The sequence below is a fragment of the Burkholderia sp. HI2714 genome (assembly GCF_002223085.1).
In the GTDB taxonomy this organism is placed as follows: Bacteria; Pseudomonadota; Gammaproteobacteria; order Burkholderiales; family Burkholderiaceae; genus Burkholderia; species Burkholderia lata_D.
This window is the reverse complement of sequence record NZ_NKFM01000073.1, coordinates 1-16,039: the sequence shown is the minus strand read 5'-3', so window position 1 is coordinate 16,039 and position 16,039 is coordinate 1. Positions and strand designations below refer to the sequence as shown.

The window sequence follows — 16,039 nt, the reverse complement described above, 5'->3', positions numbered from 1 at the left end:
CTCTATGTCCGAACCCATGCCAACCGCCACCGTGTTGTACGCCGCCGATGCCGTCGAGCCGACGGTGGTCGAGACGCGCGACAGCGCGGGCCGCCTCGTGAGCCGCACCGAGCTCGTCAACGGTGTGCCGTACGGCGAGACCGTGCAGTACGCGCCCAACGGCACGGCGCTGCTGCGCGCGAGCTACGCGTTCGGCTTGCTCGACGGCTCGCTGCGTACGTTTGACGCGCAGGGGCGGCCCGTGCAGGAGGCGCAGTACCGAATGGGCCAGCTCGACGGTGCGATGTCGGTATATCAGGACGGGCGCCTCGCAGGCCGGCGGCAATACGTTGCTGGCGAGCTGCACGGCGAGAGCACGACGTATGCACCCTCGGGCCTCGTGACGTCACGCATGACCTACGAGATCGGGAAGCTCGAACGTGAAGCGCTCTTCTTGCACGACGGCGTGGTGGTGCGTCGCGCGCGCTACGCGAAAGGCCGGCTCGAGGGCGAGACGCGCGAGTATGCCGCTGATGGCACACTAGTGCAGAGCCTGCCGTACCAGACGGACCTGCTGCACGGTACGCTGCGCCGCTACGCGCCAGACGGGACGGCAACGCACGAGCGGGTCTATCGCCTGGGCAAGCCGCAGGGCGAGTGGAGTACGCTCGATGTGCCCGCAGCTAACGGAGACACCGTCCGTAGGCCGCGCATTGTCAAGCAATTGGAAAAGTGGGTGAGAGGGGAAACATGGGAATTCAGGTGACTTCGGGCGCACTGCTTCAGTGCAGCTTTGGCGCCGCGCCCGCGACGCTGCAGGTGCTTCCGGTCAACCGTGTGATGGCGAGTGCGCCGGCGGCGAACATAATGGACTCAAAACCATTCGTCAACATCGTGCCGTTCGGGCTATGCAGCTCGATGGCCAATCCCATGGTGGCCGCCGCCACGGTCGCGGCATCGGGCGTGCTTACGCCGATGCCGTGCGTGCCTGCCACAGTCGCGCCTTGGGCTCCGGGCTCGCCGACGGTCACGATTGGCGCGATGCCTGCACTACAGAACGCATCGAAGCTGATGTGTATGTGGGCCGGTGTCATCCAGGTCGTCGCGCCCGCGCAATTCACCACGCTAACAGCCTGAGAACGAGACATATATGCAATACGTTTTTTCGATGACTTCGCGCATGGTGACGATCGCCGTGATCTGTGCGCTCCTGCTGTGCCTGCTGCTGTTCCTGCTCGGTATGGAGATCGGCGCGCACGTGAGCCGGTCGCCAACGCAGAGCGCCGACGCGCTTCGTGCTGCGCCCGCCGTCGTTTCAGTCGCGCCGCAGCCAGGCGCAGCCGCCCAGTCTTCGCTCGACGCGGGCGATTTGGCGGCGGCGCCCGCACTCTCTTCTTCAACTCCTTGAGACCGGTAATTTCATGTCGTCTTCCTTGTTCATTTTTCTGTCAAACGACATGCGCGTCTCGCAAACCGCGCCCCTGATGGGCGTCGTCCAACGCAGGATGCGTGCGTGGATCGGTGCGACGCTTGCCGGCACGACGCTTGCCGCTGCAACCAGCGCGCTCGCCGCGACACCGCCCGGCGTTGGCACGCCTGGGCTCATGAACGCAATCGCGACCCCGGCTAGCGCACCCGTCACCACCTCGACCGGTCTCGTCCAGATGACCGATGGACGGCTGCTCGCGCCCGAGTTCGCGCGCATCATTGGCCGCGGCGAACTGGTGGTGGCTGTGCTGGGCGTGGACCAGCCGCCGTTCTTCGAGGAACGTAACGGCAAACTCGAAGGCCTCGACATCGACCTCGCGCGCGAGATGGCGAACAAGCTCCACGTGAAGGTGCGCTTTAACCGCGGTGCGCGCACCTTCGACGATGCGGTGAACCTGCTCGCGCGCGGCCAAGCCGACATCGCGGTGAGCAAGCTTTCGCGCACCCTCACGCGTGCCACCGTGATTGCGTTCAGCTCGCCGTACCTGCGCCTGAATCGCGCGCTGCTGCTCAACCGCGTCAAGTTTGCGCAACTCGCGAACGGCCGGTCGGTGCCGGCGGTGGTGCGCTCGTTCGACGGCAGCATCGGAGTGGTGTCGAACTCGTCGTACGCAGGCTACGTCATGAACGATTTCCCGCGTGCGCAGGTGCGCAGCTATCCGACCTGGAACGACGTGCACAAGGCGCTCAACACCGGCGAGATCACGGCGGCCTATCGCGACGAATTCGAAGTCAAGCGCGTGCTCAAGGTGGATCCGACCGCTTCGCTGAACCTGCGCGTCGTGACGCTTCGGGATTTGGAGGACACGTTCGCTATCGGCGTGAACGTGAATGCCCCGGCCCTGCTTTCGTTTGTCAACCAATTCCTCGCCGAGCGCAGCGTCAAGCTCGACGTGAACGCGGTCCTTCAGGCCGCGGATCACTAATCGACAAACAGTGGGAAACAGCACGACGGAGACCACCATGAATTCCAGCAGGATTTACGCATTCGCTCTCGCCCCTTGGGTGGTAATCGGCAGTCTGGCGCTCGGCGGAGTGTTTGGCCTGCTCTTGCCAGAGCTCGCACAAAAGCTCGCCTTTATCGGCGACATTTACGTCGATCTGATGAAGATGACGACCTTGCCGTTCATGATTTCCGCAGTGATCTTCAGCCTGCAGCGGCTCTTTCGCGACGGCGGTACTTCGCGGCTGCTCATGCGCGTGAGCTTGGTGTTCCTCGGCGCGTCGGCGACGGTCGCCGTGGTCGGCGCAATCGTTCTGCTGGTCATGCAACCGGGCGCCAACATGTCTGCGGCGACAATGCAAACTTTCGGCCTGATGGTCGGCAGCGACAGTTCGTCGAGCGACACGGTGATGAACCTCTATGGTGCCGACCTGCCAGCAAAGTCGCCCAACCTCTCCGACGTGCTTGCGAGCCTCGTGCCCACCAACATCTTCGCGGTGCTCGCCAACGGCGACGCCCTGAAGGCGCTCGTGTTCGCGCTGCTGTTTGGCTTGGCCGTGGGGTGCGTGCCTGAGCGCATCTCGATGGGCCTGAGCCAGTCGCTCGAAACCGTCTATCACGCGTGCCAGAAGCTTATGCACTGGCTTAGCTACCCGCTGCCGCTCATTCTCTTCTGCATGAGCGCGGCTCAGCTCGGCAAGTCGGGGGTTGACCCGCTGCACGCGATGCTGCAGTTTGTGCTGGCCTTCTTCGTCGCCTCGGCGCTACTGCTGGTGCTCGCCGCCGTCATCATATGGAAGCGCTCGAGCCACAGCCTTGGCAAGACCCTCGACGCGCTGCGCGCACCGTTCGCGCTCGCGCTCGCCACGCGCAACAGCGCGGCTTGCATGCCCAGCATGATCGAGAGCCTCGCGGGCGGCCTCGGCTTCGCACGCTCGCGCGTCGAACTGCTCGTGCCGCTCACGATCTCGCTGCTGCGCGTAGGACCGGTGGTCTATTACGTGTGTGCGACGCTCTTCATCGCGCAGCTCTACGGGCATTCTCTCGGGGTGGTGGAGGTGGTGACGGTGCTGCTCGCCTCGGTGCTTGCCGGCTTTGCCTCGGCTGGCACGACGGGTCTCGTGACGGTTTCACTCGTGGGCATGACCTGCGCCTACCTGCGCCTGCCGTTCGAGGCCGCGTTCATCCTGTTCCTCGCCGTCGATCCGATCTGCGACATGCTGCGCACGCTGGTGCTTGTGATCGGCAATGCAGCGGCGGTTTGTGTAATCTGCCCGCGTCCGCTCAAGATCTAGGGCCTGTTCACATTGGATGAAATGTGTTTCCATCTTGTCTTTGCACGAGCGGGCCAAGATGATCCGAACGTTACTGTGCGATGAGGTATGGGCACGAATCGAATCCGCCCTACCGGGCAAGGAGGGCGATCCGGGGCGAACGGCGTCCGACAATCGTTGGTTTGTCGAAGCCGTTCTCTGGATTGGCCGGACGTGCTGCCCGTGGCGCGATCTGCCGAAGGGATTCGGAAAATGGCATACGGTGTACATGCGGTTCTCTCAGTGGCGTCGCAAAGGTGTGTGGGAGCGCGTGGCGCATATGGTGTCCGACGAAACGCAGCTCAAACACGTGCTGATCGACGCAACCATCGTGCGGGCCCACCAGCATTCGGCCGGTGCTCGAAAAAAAACGGTTCGCAAGCGCTCGGCGCGTTCGCGCGACGGACTGACGACCAAGCTACATTTGGCTGTCGGTGAAGCCGGACGACCTCTCCGAATGATCGCCACCGAAGGGCAGGTCTCGGACATCTCCTGTGCGCACGAATTGGTCGAGCATTTGCGCACGGGTGCCGTGATCGCCGACAAAGGCTATGACTCGGATGCCTTCGTCAACACCATTCACGCTGCGCGTGCGAAGGCCGTTATTCCGCCGCGCTCGAATCGAAAGACCAAGCGTCGCTACAGCCGCAAGCTGTACCGGACTCGGAACATCGTCGAACGCCTTTTCAATCGCATCAAACATTTTCGTCGCGTCTCCACTCGCTACGACAAGCTCGCAGGCAACTATCTCGCCTTCGCGGTGCTTGCCTGCGCCTTTGGGCCGCTGGTGAGAATGTGAACAGGATCTAGGAGCCTCAGATGGCAATGGTCGGGATTCTTGGCGGCATGGGGCCGCTCGCGACCGTCGACTTCATGGACAAGATCGTGCGCCTGACCATGGCGAGCAGTGATCAGGAGCATATTCCGCTGCTGGTGGCGAACTTGCCTCACATCGAGGACCGCTCGAACGCGATCATCAACGGTGGTGCCGATCCACTTCCGGCTCTACTCGACGGCATTGACCTGCTGAACCAGAACGGCGTGGGCCTAATTGTGATTCCGTGCAACTCGGCACATCACTGGTACGATCCGATGCGCGAGCGCAGCAAAGCACCGGTTCTGCACATCGTGCAGGCGTGCGTGGCGGCCGTACCGCGCACGGCACACCGCGTGGCGGTCCTCGCCACCGGCGGCGCACTCGTGTCGGGCTTCTACCAGCAGACGCTCGTCGATTTCGACATCGAGCCCGTGGTGCCCGACAAGTCAATGCAATTGCGCGTGGCGGCGTGCATCCGTGAAGTGAAGGCGGGCAAGCTCGATGTGGCTGGCGCGCGCCTGGAAGAAGTGCTTAAGACGCTCGCGAGCCAGGACGTGTGTATGGCGCTCATGGCCTGCACCGAGATTCCGCTGGCGGCGCAGCGCATTGCGTCGCTGCCGCTCACGCTCATCGACAGCTCGCTCGAACTCGCCCGCGCCACTGTGAAATACGCCTGCGAGCGCGGTTGGAATCGTCCCGAATGAAAGCACTGCATATGCTCTCGCAGAACACGCTCGGGTTGATCGTGTGCCTCGCCACGGGTGGCCTGTGCGGCGTGTTCGCCGAGCCGGCCGGCGCGCTCGCGTACTTTGTCGGTCAACTGTATCTATCCATCGTCAACATGGCGGCGATTCCGCTGCTGGTTGTCGCAACGTTTTTCGGACTGCGGCAGGTGATCGCGCTGCCGCGTCCGCGCACGCGCGTGGGCACCATCATGCTGCTCGCGCTTGCCCTCGTGGTGCTGAGCGCGATTGGTGGTACGCTGATCGGTGTGCTCGCCATGCCCGGACAGCATCTATCCGCCGAGGCACGTGCGCATCTCGGCGAGCTTGTGCTCAAGAGCGCGAGCGCAGACGAAGTACGTGTTGCGCTGTTTGACCGCGGCGCGGGCGGCACGGGCGCCGGGACGAGCATCATCAGCGTGAACGATATCTTCCCCGACAACTTCTATCGCGTGCTGGCGCAGGGGCATTCGCTCGGTATCCTGACCGGCACGATCCTGTTCGGCCTCGCATTCGCGGCGCTCTCGCGCGAGCAGACGCGCATGCTCAACAGCGTGTTCGAAGGCGTCTACCGTGCGCTCCAAACCATCATCGCGCAAGCGAACCTGCTCAATCCGGTGCTAGTGTTCGGCGTCGCTGCGCATCTCACGTCACACACGCAGGGCGTAACGCTCGAGGCGATGAGCAGCTTCCTACTTTGCTTCGCGCTCTCGGCTTTCGTGCTTGCGATCCTCGCGCTCGTAACCATCGCGGCGCGCTCCGGGCGACCGTTGCTACAAGCGCTGAGTTGCCTGAAGGCGCCATTGTTGATCGGCCTGACGTCGGGCAGCACCACCGCGCCGATTCCGCACACAATCGAAGCGATGAGCGAGCGCCTCGGCTTCGGCCGTGGCGTCGTAGAGCTCGTGATGCCGTTCGGCTCGGTGTTCGTGCGCGCAGGCTCGGCGCTGTATTACACGTTGGCGACGGTGTTCGTCGCCAATCTCTACGAGCGGCCGCTCGGGGCGGGCGAGATCGCGCTCGTGTGTGCGGCGTCGGTGGTGGCCGCATTCGCTTCGGCGGGGCAGAGAGGTGTGGTGGCCGTGGGCTACACAGGCTTCGTGCTGTCCATGCTGCATCTGCCCGTCGAGGCGGCGGGCGTGCTGCTCTTGTCGGTCGACCTGATCTGCGAAGGGCCGCGCAACGCGCTGAGCCTGCTTTCGGTATGCACGGTGATCGCACTGGTGTCCGCCGGACTACCTTCGGAGCGCAAGGAGGCAGTCGAGGTGCAGGGCAGCGCGGCTGGGGTGAGCCCGGTGCTGCGCTTCACGTTCACGCGCGGGCAGCTCGTGCTGGCGGCGGGCTGCGCGGTCATGGTGGCCTCGCTGATATTGCTGATGGGAATTGGAGTGGGAGCGAGATGAAGAAGGTGGGATTGCGTTTGCGCGAACGGCTCGCGCGCGGTGCGGCCGCGTTGCTGGTGGCCTCGGGTGTCGCGTTCGCGTTGGGCGGATGTAGCACGCTCGGTTTGAGCGGCGAGAAGGCGAAGTGGTCAGAAGTGACCTTCACGGCGAGCGACGACGCCAATAACAACAGCCCCGTGGCCGTGGATGTCGTGCTCGTGAGCGACCCCGCGATGCTCGCGCGCCTCGCCGAGATGACGGCGTCGAAATGGTTCTCGGTGCGCGACGACCTCGTGAGCACGTATCCGAAGAACCTGCGCTATCGCAGCTGGGAGATCGTGCCGAGCCAACATATGGGCGTGAGTGGCGACGAATTCGCGGGCTCGCGCGTGGCCGGTGCGTTCGTGTTCGCCAACTATCGGGGGCCGGGCGCACATCGCGCGCGAATCGAGCATTTTAGTGGCCGCATGGTGGTACAGCTGGACAGCAATAACCTTACCGTCGTGGATTCGAAATGATGCATGACCGCAACATGGCAGTACCCGAGAGGATCGAGTGGTTTGAGGGCATGTTGCTCTCGCCCCAGCATTTTCAGCAGATGACTTCGCGTACCGATGCGCTCGTGGCCTGGCAGGCGCTCGCGGCAGCGCCGTTCAGCTGGGGCGTGCGCCGCCTCGTGTTCGATAACGGTCTGCTGCCTGCGGGGCAACTGCGAGTACTTGAACTCGACGCAATCCTGCCAGACGGTACGGCTGTCACCTATCAAGTGCAGGCTGCGGGTGCTGAGCGGCTTGAATTGTCGCTGGAGCCGTTTGCCGACGAGCTTTCGAACGGACCACTCGACTTTTATCTAGTGCTGCCCGGCGCCTCGACGATGCGACGTGCGGCGCAGGTCAGGCGCTTTCGCTCGACGTCGGCCGCGCCGGTGGAGGACCTAGTGTCCGACGCTCCGCCTGCCGACATTCCTCGTCTCGTTCCGAACCTTGCGCTGGCGGCTGGCGAACTGCCGTCGGCGATGCATGTATGGCTGCGTCTCGGCTCACTCTACAAGGATAATGAAGTGGTCCGCCTCGGAGAGCACCAGCCGCCGCTGCTCGAAGTCGCCCGTGACAATCCCATGTGGACGAGCGTGGCGTCGCTGTTGGGTCAATTGCGCGGCAAGGCGGCATATGTCGCGCGACAGACCGCGAATCCGTCATCGCAGGTCGGCGATCGCCTCGCGCAGCTGGAGCTGAAGGACCGCCTGCGCAGCCTGCTGAGCGCGCTGCCGCTTGCCGAAGCTGTGCTGCGAACGCCGCATCTGCATCCGCTCGCGCTGTATCACGCGCTGGCCGCACTCAACGGCTCGCTCGCCATGCTTAAGCCAGGCGGCCTGCCGCCCGTGCCGCCTGACTACAATCACGGCGATCCGCTCTCGGTGTTCACGCCGCTGCTGCGCTCGCTGCGTGAGTCAATGTCGGAGGTGAACGAAGAGTATCGCGAGCACAAGTTCGAATTCCGGCACGGCGCGTTCGAAATCGCGCTGCATCCGGACTGGATCAGCGAGCGGCTCGTCTTGGGCCTGCGCGGCCAGTCCGATCGGGACCTGCTTGCCTGGATGGACGGAGCGGTGATTGGCTCGCAGTCGGTCTACGCCTCGCTGCGCAGCCGCCGGGTGCTCGGCGCGGCGCGGCGCGGCATCGACTATGCCGAGGATCTTGGTTTGCGCTCGGGTTCGGGCTACCTACTGTTTGAGGTAACGACAGAGTCCACGCTCGTGCTCGAAAGAGAAATTCTCTTGATAAGCAATCCTAACGAATATGCGAGCGCGCAACGGCCTCATGAAGTGTTGCTGTTCGTGAAGGGATGAGGCAAGCGACGATGACGAGAACCACGCCACATCATGCAACGATGAAAGCAATGAAGATGTTAAACGCAAAGGCACGCTGAGCATGGCACGCATCCGACTAGAACCCGAAGAAGATGATCTCGTGACGGAACAGTTCCGGACCTTCCTCGACGAGCTCGTGAAGGCTCAGGCGCGCTTTTCCGAACTGCCCGGCACAGACCCGGACCTCGCCGCGCAAGGTCTGAGCCGCCACCTGCTGAACCTGCTGGAGATCCAGACGCTGCAGTCGCGGCGCGACACCACACGCTTCGAAATGGAGATTGTCTCCGACGCACGTTACCTGAAGGCCGTGCTCGCGGACGAAATCCTGCTCAACACGCCATGGGCCGGGCGCGAGCGCTGGACCGAGTATCTGCTCGAATCGACGCTGTTCCGGAGCAATGTGGCGGGCGACCTCGTGTTCCGCCGCATTGAGCAGCTGTTGTCTGAGCGCGAAAGCTCACGCCGCAGCATTGCACGCCTCTATCTGTTCTCGCTCGCCATGGGCTTCCAGGGGCGCTTTCGCGGCGCCGACGCCACCCAGCGCCTGCGCAGCTACCACGAGGAGCTCTACGAGTTCGTCTATCAGCGACGCGCCGATCTGGGTGGCCGCGACCGTGTGCTCTCTGAGGCCGCTTACGGGAACACGCTCTCCCATGTCGCACCGCGCAAGCTGCCGACCCTGAGTCGCTGGGCCGTGATTTTCACGATGGCGCTTGTGTCGCTGCTGGCGATTTCCGAGGTGCTCTGGCTTTGGCAGTCGTGGCCCGTGCGCGCCGCCCTGCATACCGACCCGGCGACGGAGGCGAGGCGATGAATCAAAATCGTTTGATACGCGAGCGTGCAATGACACCGTCGAGCCCGTTTTTCGTGAGGGCGCGTTCATGCTGACGAGCAACATGTTCCTGCTTTCCATCGCGGTGCTCACGCTCGTCGCGTGTGCTGTGCTCGGCGCGGTATTCTACTTTGCGCTGCACGGCTCGCACGCGAAGCCCGCCACCGAGCGCAAGATCGTGCGCCTGCGCTCGGACTCGCTGCGCAGCGCGTTCCGCCAGGCCGTCGAGCTCATCGAAGGCAACATCGCGTCGCGCACCGAGCGCTACAACATTCCGTGGATCATGATCCTCAACGAGGGCAACGATCTGCGTCCGCTGCCGATCGCCCAGGCGGGCGTGGCGAGCGTGCTCGGCGTCGACGCGGCGAGCCTCGCGGCCACGCAGGGGATTTCGTGGCACTTCTTCGATCGCGGCATCGTGGTGGACATCAAGGCGGCCTATCTGGGCTCGCCCGACGATGATGGCGACGGCAAGCCGTGGGACGAGTTCCTGAGCCTGTGCCGCAACTATCGCCAGCAGCGCCCGTTCGACTCGGTGGTCATCACGGTGCCCGCGGCCACGCTGCTCGCCGACGATGCTGACGCGCGCCTCGAGCTCATGCGCCACGCGAAGCTTGCGCACCGCCGCCTGTGGCTCGCGCAGAACCGCTTCGCGATGCGCTTCGCCGTCTACGTGATCGTGACCAGCTGCGAGTCGCTGCCGGGCTTCACGACCTTCGCGCGCTCGCTGCCCGAGCCATTGCGCGCGAGCATGCTTGGTTGGTCTTCGCCTTACGATCTCTCGACCACCTACCAGACCGGCTGGGTCGATACGGCGATGAACAGCATCATGCGCTCGGTCTCGGACGCGAGCGCCGAGCTGTTCGCGCTCGATTCCGCCCACCTCGACGCGCGTCAGTTCCTGCAACTGCCATCGCGCATCGACGCCATGCGCGCGCAGCTCCAGCTCTACGTCGACGAACTGCTGCGCGCGAGCGCGTACCACGAGCCGTTCTTCTTCCGCGGTATCTACCTGACCGGCGACGCGAGCGAATTCACGCAATGGAGTGTGGCGCAGGCCGCGGCCCCGACGGTGGAGGGCGAGCTCGACTCGCTCACCGGCGAGGCTCACGAGGCGCTTGCGCCGTACGCGGCGAGCGAGTCCCGCTACGCCGTGTATGACATCGATAACGCGGCGGACGCGGAGATGGGCGACGACCAGCGCGAGCCCGGCGGTCAAATCAACGATCTCATGCTGCAGCCTGCGTTCCTGCGCGATCTGTTCGAGAAGAAGATTTTCCTCGAATATGGCCTCACGCGGCCTTCACGCTCACAGCACCTCACGCGTCCCGTGCTTAACCGCGCGCTGCGCTGGGGTGGCATTGCGTTGCTCGGCGGCTGGGGTCTCGGGCTCGTCGTCGCGACGGTACAGCTAAGTCATTGCAACGGCGAGCTCATTGCGGCCCTCGGCACGCTGCGCCGCGACTCGGATGAGCGCGCGAACGCCGCGCAGCAAGACCAGGGCTTGCCCGCCGATTGGTATCGCCGTAAGGCCCTTGCGCTGATCTCAATGAACCAGAACCTCAGGACGAACAGCGGCTGGACGATCTTCATGCCTGGCTCGTGGGCCTTCGTCGATGACCTGAACACACGCGTGAAGGATCGCTTCGAACGCGAATTTGGCGAAATCACCGTTGCCGCCCTGGAGCGCGAAATGTATGCGCACGTGAGCCGGCTCACCGGCGTGGGGCGCGACCCGAGCACGGGCCAGCTGATCATCGGCGACGACTGTGTGGCACCCGGCGCGAGCGGCATCGGCGCAGGCAGGCCGCTCGGCCTCGCGGTCGATAATTTGCCGCAGATGCGCGCGCTTCAGTTCTATGTGAACAACGTCGATCAGCTCGACGCGGCGCTGCAGGCGCTGCAGCGTCTGCAGCATCCCACGCCCGATAACGCCGACTCGTTGCGGCTCGTGGTGCGCTATGCGCTCGGCGCGGACCTTCAGGGCAGCGTCGCAGGCATCGTACCTTACTTCTATCGTGATCAGGACGGCCACAAAGTGACCGGCAACGGCCCGATGGGCATCAATCTTCCGGTCGTACAGCAGGCGCTGCGCTGCACGCTTGATAAGGGCGCTCAGCAACTCCACGCCACCATGTTCACTGGCAATCCGCTGCTGGTCGCGGAACGTGCCATTTCCGCTCATCTGAGCAGCCTAACCGTGGCCGACTCGGGCGCGGGCGATTTCACGAGTATCACGAATGGCTACCGCGCGGTGGTGGCCGGGATTGACACGCAGCGCGACCTGCTAGCCTCAGGCCAGGGAGGGTGGATCCATCAGACGCAATTCATACCGGGGGCGACGTACGACCGGACGTTTGCGCGCGTGGCGCAGAACCGCCTGCTCGGTGCCGATCTCGCCGCGCAGATCCGCCAGCGCGATGACACCGCGTTCCAGGCCTTCCGCAGCGAGTTTGCACAGCAGTTCGGCGGCGTGGACAGCGGCGTCATCTGGGTCGAAAAGGATGCGCGCTATAGCGTTTCGCCGGGCCGGGCCGCATTGCGCGATGGTTTATCGGGACTGCTGAGCCAGCCGTTCATGGTGGCGCCGCGCAACCGTGAGTTGCCCACGCTCACTGATGGCTCGACGATCGTCTGGGACCGCGCGCAGCTCGACCAAGCGCTCGCATTTGGCGACGTGCGCCAGCGCTTCCTCGCCGGGGGCCTTACGAATTTGCCTGCGGCGGTACGTCCCCACATCGAGACTGCGCTCGATCAGCAATTCGCGCGTCTGATCCTCGACCAGACCGCTGCGGCCGCAAATATCACCACGACGCCTGTTGAAGCGGACAGCGCGGCGTTCGACGCGGCTCGTGCGCGGCTCGCGCGCATCGAGGCGCTGCTCACTGAGCTTCGCGCGAGTGCTCAACTTGAGGACCTTGAAACACTGGTGTCGAACGACGCCATGTCGCACCTGCGCCGCGTGGACGACGTGCTCATGCGGTCAGAACTGTACGCCACGCGCCAGTATGCGAGCGATAGCGCGCACAACTTGCGTTCGCCGATTCTCGCGGCGTTCGGCGTTGCCGACGCGGCCGGGCTCGCGCAGTATCTCGACCAGCAGTCGTCACGCGCACTCGCGCTCGGCAAGCAGGCTTCGACGTATCTCGCCGCACTCGACACGAGCGACGCCACCTCGCCGCTCGCGCAGCGCTGGCAGGCGATCAATCACGACCTGGAGCGCTACCGCCTGAAGAACCCGAACAGCAGCCTGCTGCGCCTCGAGCAGTTCGCGCTTTCCGTTGCAGCCGATTCCGGCCTGACCGGCTGCATGTCGAAGTTCACCGGCCGGCCATCGACGAACGGCGACGACTACTTCGCCACGCTGCACGCACGGCTGTATGACAGCCTGCGTGCGCGTTGCAGCCAGTGGTACGTGTTCGACATGCGCCAACAGTGGGGCAATTTCGCCACGGCGTTCAACAGGAGCGTCGCAGGGCGCATGCCGTTCGACAACGGCGACATGCTGCGCGTCGCCACGCGTAACAACGGCATGCCGGGTGTAGCCGACATTGGCGAACTGGGTCAGGTGCTCAAGCGCTACGAGCCGGTTTCGCAGACGTTCCATGCGTCGGGCTCCGGCGCTTCGTCGATGACGAACCACAAGGTGCGCCGGTTCATCGAGAACTTCGACCAGGTGAAGGCCCTGCTCGCGCCGCTCTATCCATCCGACGACGGTGCGGCAGCAGGCTACGACGTGAACGTCGAGTTCCGCGTCAACCGGAACGCTGAAGTCGCGGCGAACCAGATAATCGACTGGACGCTCACCATCGGCTCGCAGAGTCTATCGATGCAAGAAGCGCCGCGTGCGCTGCACTGGGACTTCGGCACGTCGGTCTCGCTCGTGCTGCGCTTCGCGAAGGACTCGCCGCTGGCGGCCGCAGCGGACGCGCAGCAGCCAGCCTACTCGACCGACGGGCGCACGGTCACATGGCAGTTCTCCGATCCGTGGGCGCTCATCACGTTCATCAACCGCCAGCGCGTAGCCGACGCCAGCGGTAGCGGCGAGCGCACCTCTCAACTGCTGAAAATCGAGTTTCCGCTGAGCACGGAAAACCCCACCGATCTTTCGCTTTTGCCGAAGCAGGCGTATGGGCGCGTTTATGTGCGCATCGCGCTCATGCCCGCCGGCAAGAAAACGCCACTGCTATGGCCCAGCAGCTTCCCGGTGCGCACACCGGAGTGGAGTGCACTATGAAGCAGGATTTTCCGATTGATGTCGAGACGGGCTTTGGTGCCGACTTCGATGCGCTGCTAGCACCCGTGTCCGGCGGCGAAGGCGGCGCAGGCTATTCGCTGCGCTACGAACCGGTGTACCAGCAGATCCGCGACGCGCGACACCACGACGATGCGAGCCTGCCAATGGGCGAATGGGAGCGCCCGCTCATCAAGGCTGACTGGAAACGCGTTGCGGCATTGAGCCTCGACGCGCTCGCGACGCGCAGCAAAGATTTTCAGCTTGCGGCGTGGCTGTGCGAGGCATGGGTGCATTTGCATAGCATAGAAGGCTTTATGATTGGTACACGCTTGCTGATGGGCATCGCCGAACAATACTGGTCAAGCGCCTGGCCGATGCTGGAGGAGGGTGATGCCGATGCGCGTGCCGCGCCGTTTGTCTGGCTCGATGACACGTTGCCGCTCGTGCTGACGCTGCACGTACCGCTGCTTGTCATCGATGAGCGTGAACCGGCGCACGTGAACCTCGACGAGTGGCAGCGCATGATTGCGAAAGGCGACGATGCGCAGGCGGCGGATCTCTCTCGCGATCTGCTCGAACGGCATATGAAGCAGGGTAGCAATTTGACTGCCCTGATGTCGTTGCGTCAGCAACTTGAAGCGGCACGGGCAGCGTGGAGTACATTAAAAGACCTGCTCGACGAGCTGCTGCAACATGATTCACCGCATCTCGGTCGCGTGGATGACGTTCTCATGCGGCTTTCGTTGGCGGTGACGAACTTGCTTGGTGACCATGCGCGGCCTGCGGCACCGCAACGCAATGCCGATGACGACACCGCACGGGACTTCTCCGGCGCGACGGGTGCGACTACACACGCGGCTTCGAAGGAGATCGTCATGAGCAACGCTTCGCTGGAATCGCTGGCTGGACACGAGCCGTCCACGGCTGCCGATGGCAGGCCTCTGCCTGCGAGAGTGGATAGCCGAGCGCACGCCTACCAGTTACTCGAGCTCGTGGCCCGCTATCTGATCGAGCACGAACCGCACAGCCCGACACCGTATCTGTTACAGCGCGTCGTGTTGTGGGGACAAATGCCGTTGCCGGAGCTGATGCGCGAGGTGGTGCGCACGGAGGGCGACATGTCGCGCTATCTTGCGATGCTTGGACTTGAATGAGGGAGTAGCTGAGGTGGCGCCGGGAATTCGGACAGGTCGGTAAGTGGAACGGTCGGGGCCTGAGCTGGTCATAGGGACCAGGAAAAGAAACCTGAAGTTGGCAAAAAGAAGCCGCCGGTCGCACTACAGCCCGGAGCTCAATCGCATCGAGAAACTGTGGCACAAGATGAAATATGAGTGGCTGGCCTTCAAGGCGCGTGACATCCAAACCCTTGAAGAAGACGTCGATACGGTCCTTCAAGGATTCGGATTAAATTATAGATTTACTTTCTGTTGAGAGCTTAAGGAGACCAACATGCCTACTCCGTATTTCAATCCAGATCCGTTTGTGCAGGCTAAGGCGGAAGTTGCCGGAAAAACCTGGAATGAGCAGATCCTTCACTCCAGGCTCCTTCACAACGGGCGGAGTGCCATTTCGAGCAAAGGTTCCGCTGCCAGTAAAGCCATCGGTGCGGCGACAAGTATCGGTAAGCTATTTCTTGCCCTTATACCCGTGCCAGTTGTCGGCGCTATATCGAGTGCAATCGTCGATACGGTCAGTGACGCCGTTCGTGGCAAAGTGCGCGAAAGTCAATTATCCGGCGCCATAACTCCTGAAGAAGCGGCAAAATTTGAAATCAAGGATCTGACGATAGAAAATCTTGATCGGTATCGCTGGAAGCTTGCGCATGCGTTCGAAGCACTTAACGATGGTATAAGAGAATACAACAGCAGCGATGAGACGTGTGACAACATGTACAGGCTCGCTCTTCTGATTGAGCAGGTCGAACGTCGAAAGGACAAGCTTAAGAAAGAGTTGGAACATTTCAATGACGTTTTGACGCTCGTGAACAATTGGATCGTTGACGTGGACGCGACGCAGGGGAAAAACTTGCATGATGTAAAAGAAAAGCTTAAAAAGAAAAACGATGATAGAGCGAAGGTTGTCAACACCAGTACGTCGAATCAGGTCGCCGCACTAATCGCCACTGAACATGGAAATTGCGAGAGGTGGTGCTGCGTTAAGAAAGAAGCAAAGTACCAGTACAACCCGGCACAATGGCAGGACGTCAAGCAGTGGGCAGGTAAAGTCTCGATGGCGGCAACACCGGTGGTTTTTGCGGCCGTCACAGTAAAGTCGGATGATTACCAAATCGAGAGTAAGTAAGCCTTCGACATGAAATGTCTCTATAATCGGCTTTGTTCGACAGGGTATGCGCTCAGTTGGTTGCGGGCGCAATTAGGCTGTCTTGACGCAAATCGCCTTGCCGAAGCTGTTCCACCGGTTCACGAGGTTCGCAATGATCACGCCCTCGCGCTGCT

General features: G+C 62.9%; 14 protein-coding genes. All 14 read left to right on the top strand.

Features of this window, described 5'->3' with window-relative positions; genetic code table 11:
• Window positions 1-4 precede the first annotated feature (4 nt).
• The 14 genes from CFB82_RS39835 (at window position 5) to CFB82_RS39770 (ending at window position 15,884) form a co-directional block, all read left to right on the top strand.
• Window positions 5-745: a toxin-antitoxin system YwqK family antitoxin gene (locus CFB82_RS39835; RefSeq protein WP_089487723.1), complete on the top strand. Its 741-nt coding sequence runs from the start codon at window positions 5-7 to the stop codon at window positions 743-745.
• Window positions 730-1,116 carry a DUF4280 domain-containing protein gene (locus CFB82_RS39830; RefSeq protein ID WP_089487722.1) on the top strand — a complete coding sequence of 129 codons (387 nt, stop codon included), beginning with the start codon at window positions 730-732 and terminating at the stop codon, window positions 1,114-1,116. Before CFB82_RS39835 ends, CFB82_RS39830 begins: the two co-directional genes overlap by 16 nt.
• A 13-nt stretch (window positions 1,117-1,129) precedes the next feature.
• Window positions 1,130-1,387 carry a hypothetical protein gene (locus CFB82_RS39825; protein WP_089487721.1) on the top strand — a complete coding sequence of 86 codons (258 nt, stop codon included), beginning with the start codon at window positions 1,130-1,132 and terminating at the stop codon, window positions 1,385-1,387.
• A 13-nt stretch (window positions 1,388-1,400) separates the two neighbouring features.
• On the top strand, window positions 1,401-2,393 hold the full coding sequence (locus CFB82_RS39820; protein WP_089487720.1) for an ABC transporter substrate-binding protein: 993 nt from the start codon (window positions 1,401-1,403) through the stop codon (window positions 2,391-2,393).
• A gap of 37 nt (window positions 2,394-2,430) precedes the next feature.
• Window positions 2,431-3,705, top strand: a complete 1,275-nt coding sequence (locus CFB82_RS39815) for a dicarboxylate/amino acid:cation symporter (RefSeq protein WP_089487719.1) — start codon at window positions 2,431-2,433, stop codon at window positions 3,703-3,705.
• Between the two features lie 58 nt (window positions 3,706-3,763).
• Entirely contained in the window at window positions 3,764-4,522 is a 759-nt protein-coding gene (locus tag CFB82_RS39810) for an IS5 family transposase (RefSeq protein WP_089487733.1), read from the top strand.
• Between the two features lie 20 nt (window positions 4,523-4,542).
• Window positions 4,543-5,244, top strand: coding sequence for an aspartate/glutamate racemase family protein (locus CFB82_RS39805; protein WP_089487718.1), 702 nt, complete (start codon window positions 4,543-4,545; stop codon window positions 5,242-5,244).
• Window positions 5,241-6,665: a dicarboxylate/amino acid:cation symporter gene (locus CFB82_RS39800; RefSeq protein WP_089487717.1), complete on the top strand. Its 1,425-nt coding sequence runs from the start codon at window positions 5,241-5,243 to the stop codon at window positions 6,663-6,665. The genes CFB82_RS39805 and CFB82_RS39800 overlap by 4 nt, the downstream gene beginning before the upstream one ends.
• Entirely contained in the window at window positions 6,662-7,162 is a 501-nt protein-coding gene (locus tag CFB82_RS39795; protein WP_089487716.1) for a hypothetical protein, read from the top strand. Before CFB82_RS39800 ends, CFB82_RS39795 begins: the two co-directional genes overlap by 4 nt.
• Window positions 7,159-8,493 carry a type VI secretion system baseplate subunit TssK gene (tssK, locus tag CFB82_RS39790; protein ID WP_089487715.1) on the top strand — a complete coding sequence of 445 codons (1,335 nt, stop codon included), beginning with the start codon at window positions 7,159-7,161 and terminating at the stop codon, window positions 8,491-8,493. Before CFB82_RS39795 ends, tssK begins: the two co-directional genes overlap by 4 nt.
• Window positions 8,494-8,575: 82 nt before the next feature.
• Window positions 8,576-9,328 carry a DotU family type IV/VI secretion system protein gene (locus tag CFB82_RS39785; protein WP_089487714.1) on the top strand — a complete coding sequence of 251 codons (753 nt, stop codon included), beginning with the start codon at window positions 8,576-8,578 and terminating at the stop codon, window positions 9,326-9,328.
• 67 nt (window positions 9,329-9,395) lie between these two features.
• Window positions 9,396-13,583: a type VI secretion system protein gene (locus CFB82_RS39780; protein WP_089487713.1), complete on the top strand. Its 4,188-nt coding sequence runs from the start codon at window positions 9,396-9,398 to the stop codon at window positions 13,581-13,583.
• Complete coding sequence (gene tssA / locus CFB82_RS39775) at window positions 13,580-14,737, top strand: type VI secretion system protein TssA (RefSeq protein WP_089487712.1); 1,158 nt, start codon at window positions 13,580-13,582, stop codon at window positions 14,735-14,737. Before CFB82_RS39780 ends, tssA begins: the two co-directional genes overlap by 4 nt.
• A 295-nt stretch (window positions 14,738-15,032) precedes the next feature.
• On the top strand, window positions 15,033-15,884 hold the full coding sequence (locus CFB82_RS39770) for a hypothetical protein (RefSeq protein WP_089487711.1): 852 nt from the start codon (window positions 15,033-15,035) through the stop codon (window positions 15,882-15,884).
• Window positions 15,885-16,039 lie beyond the last annotated feature (155 nt).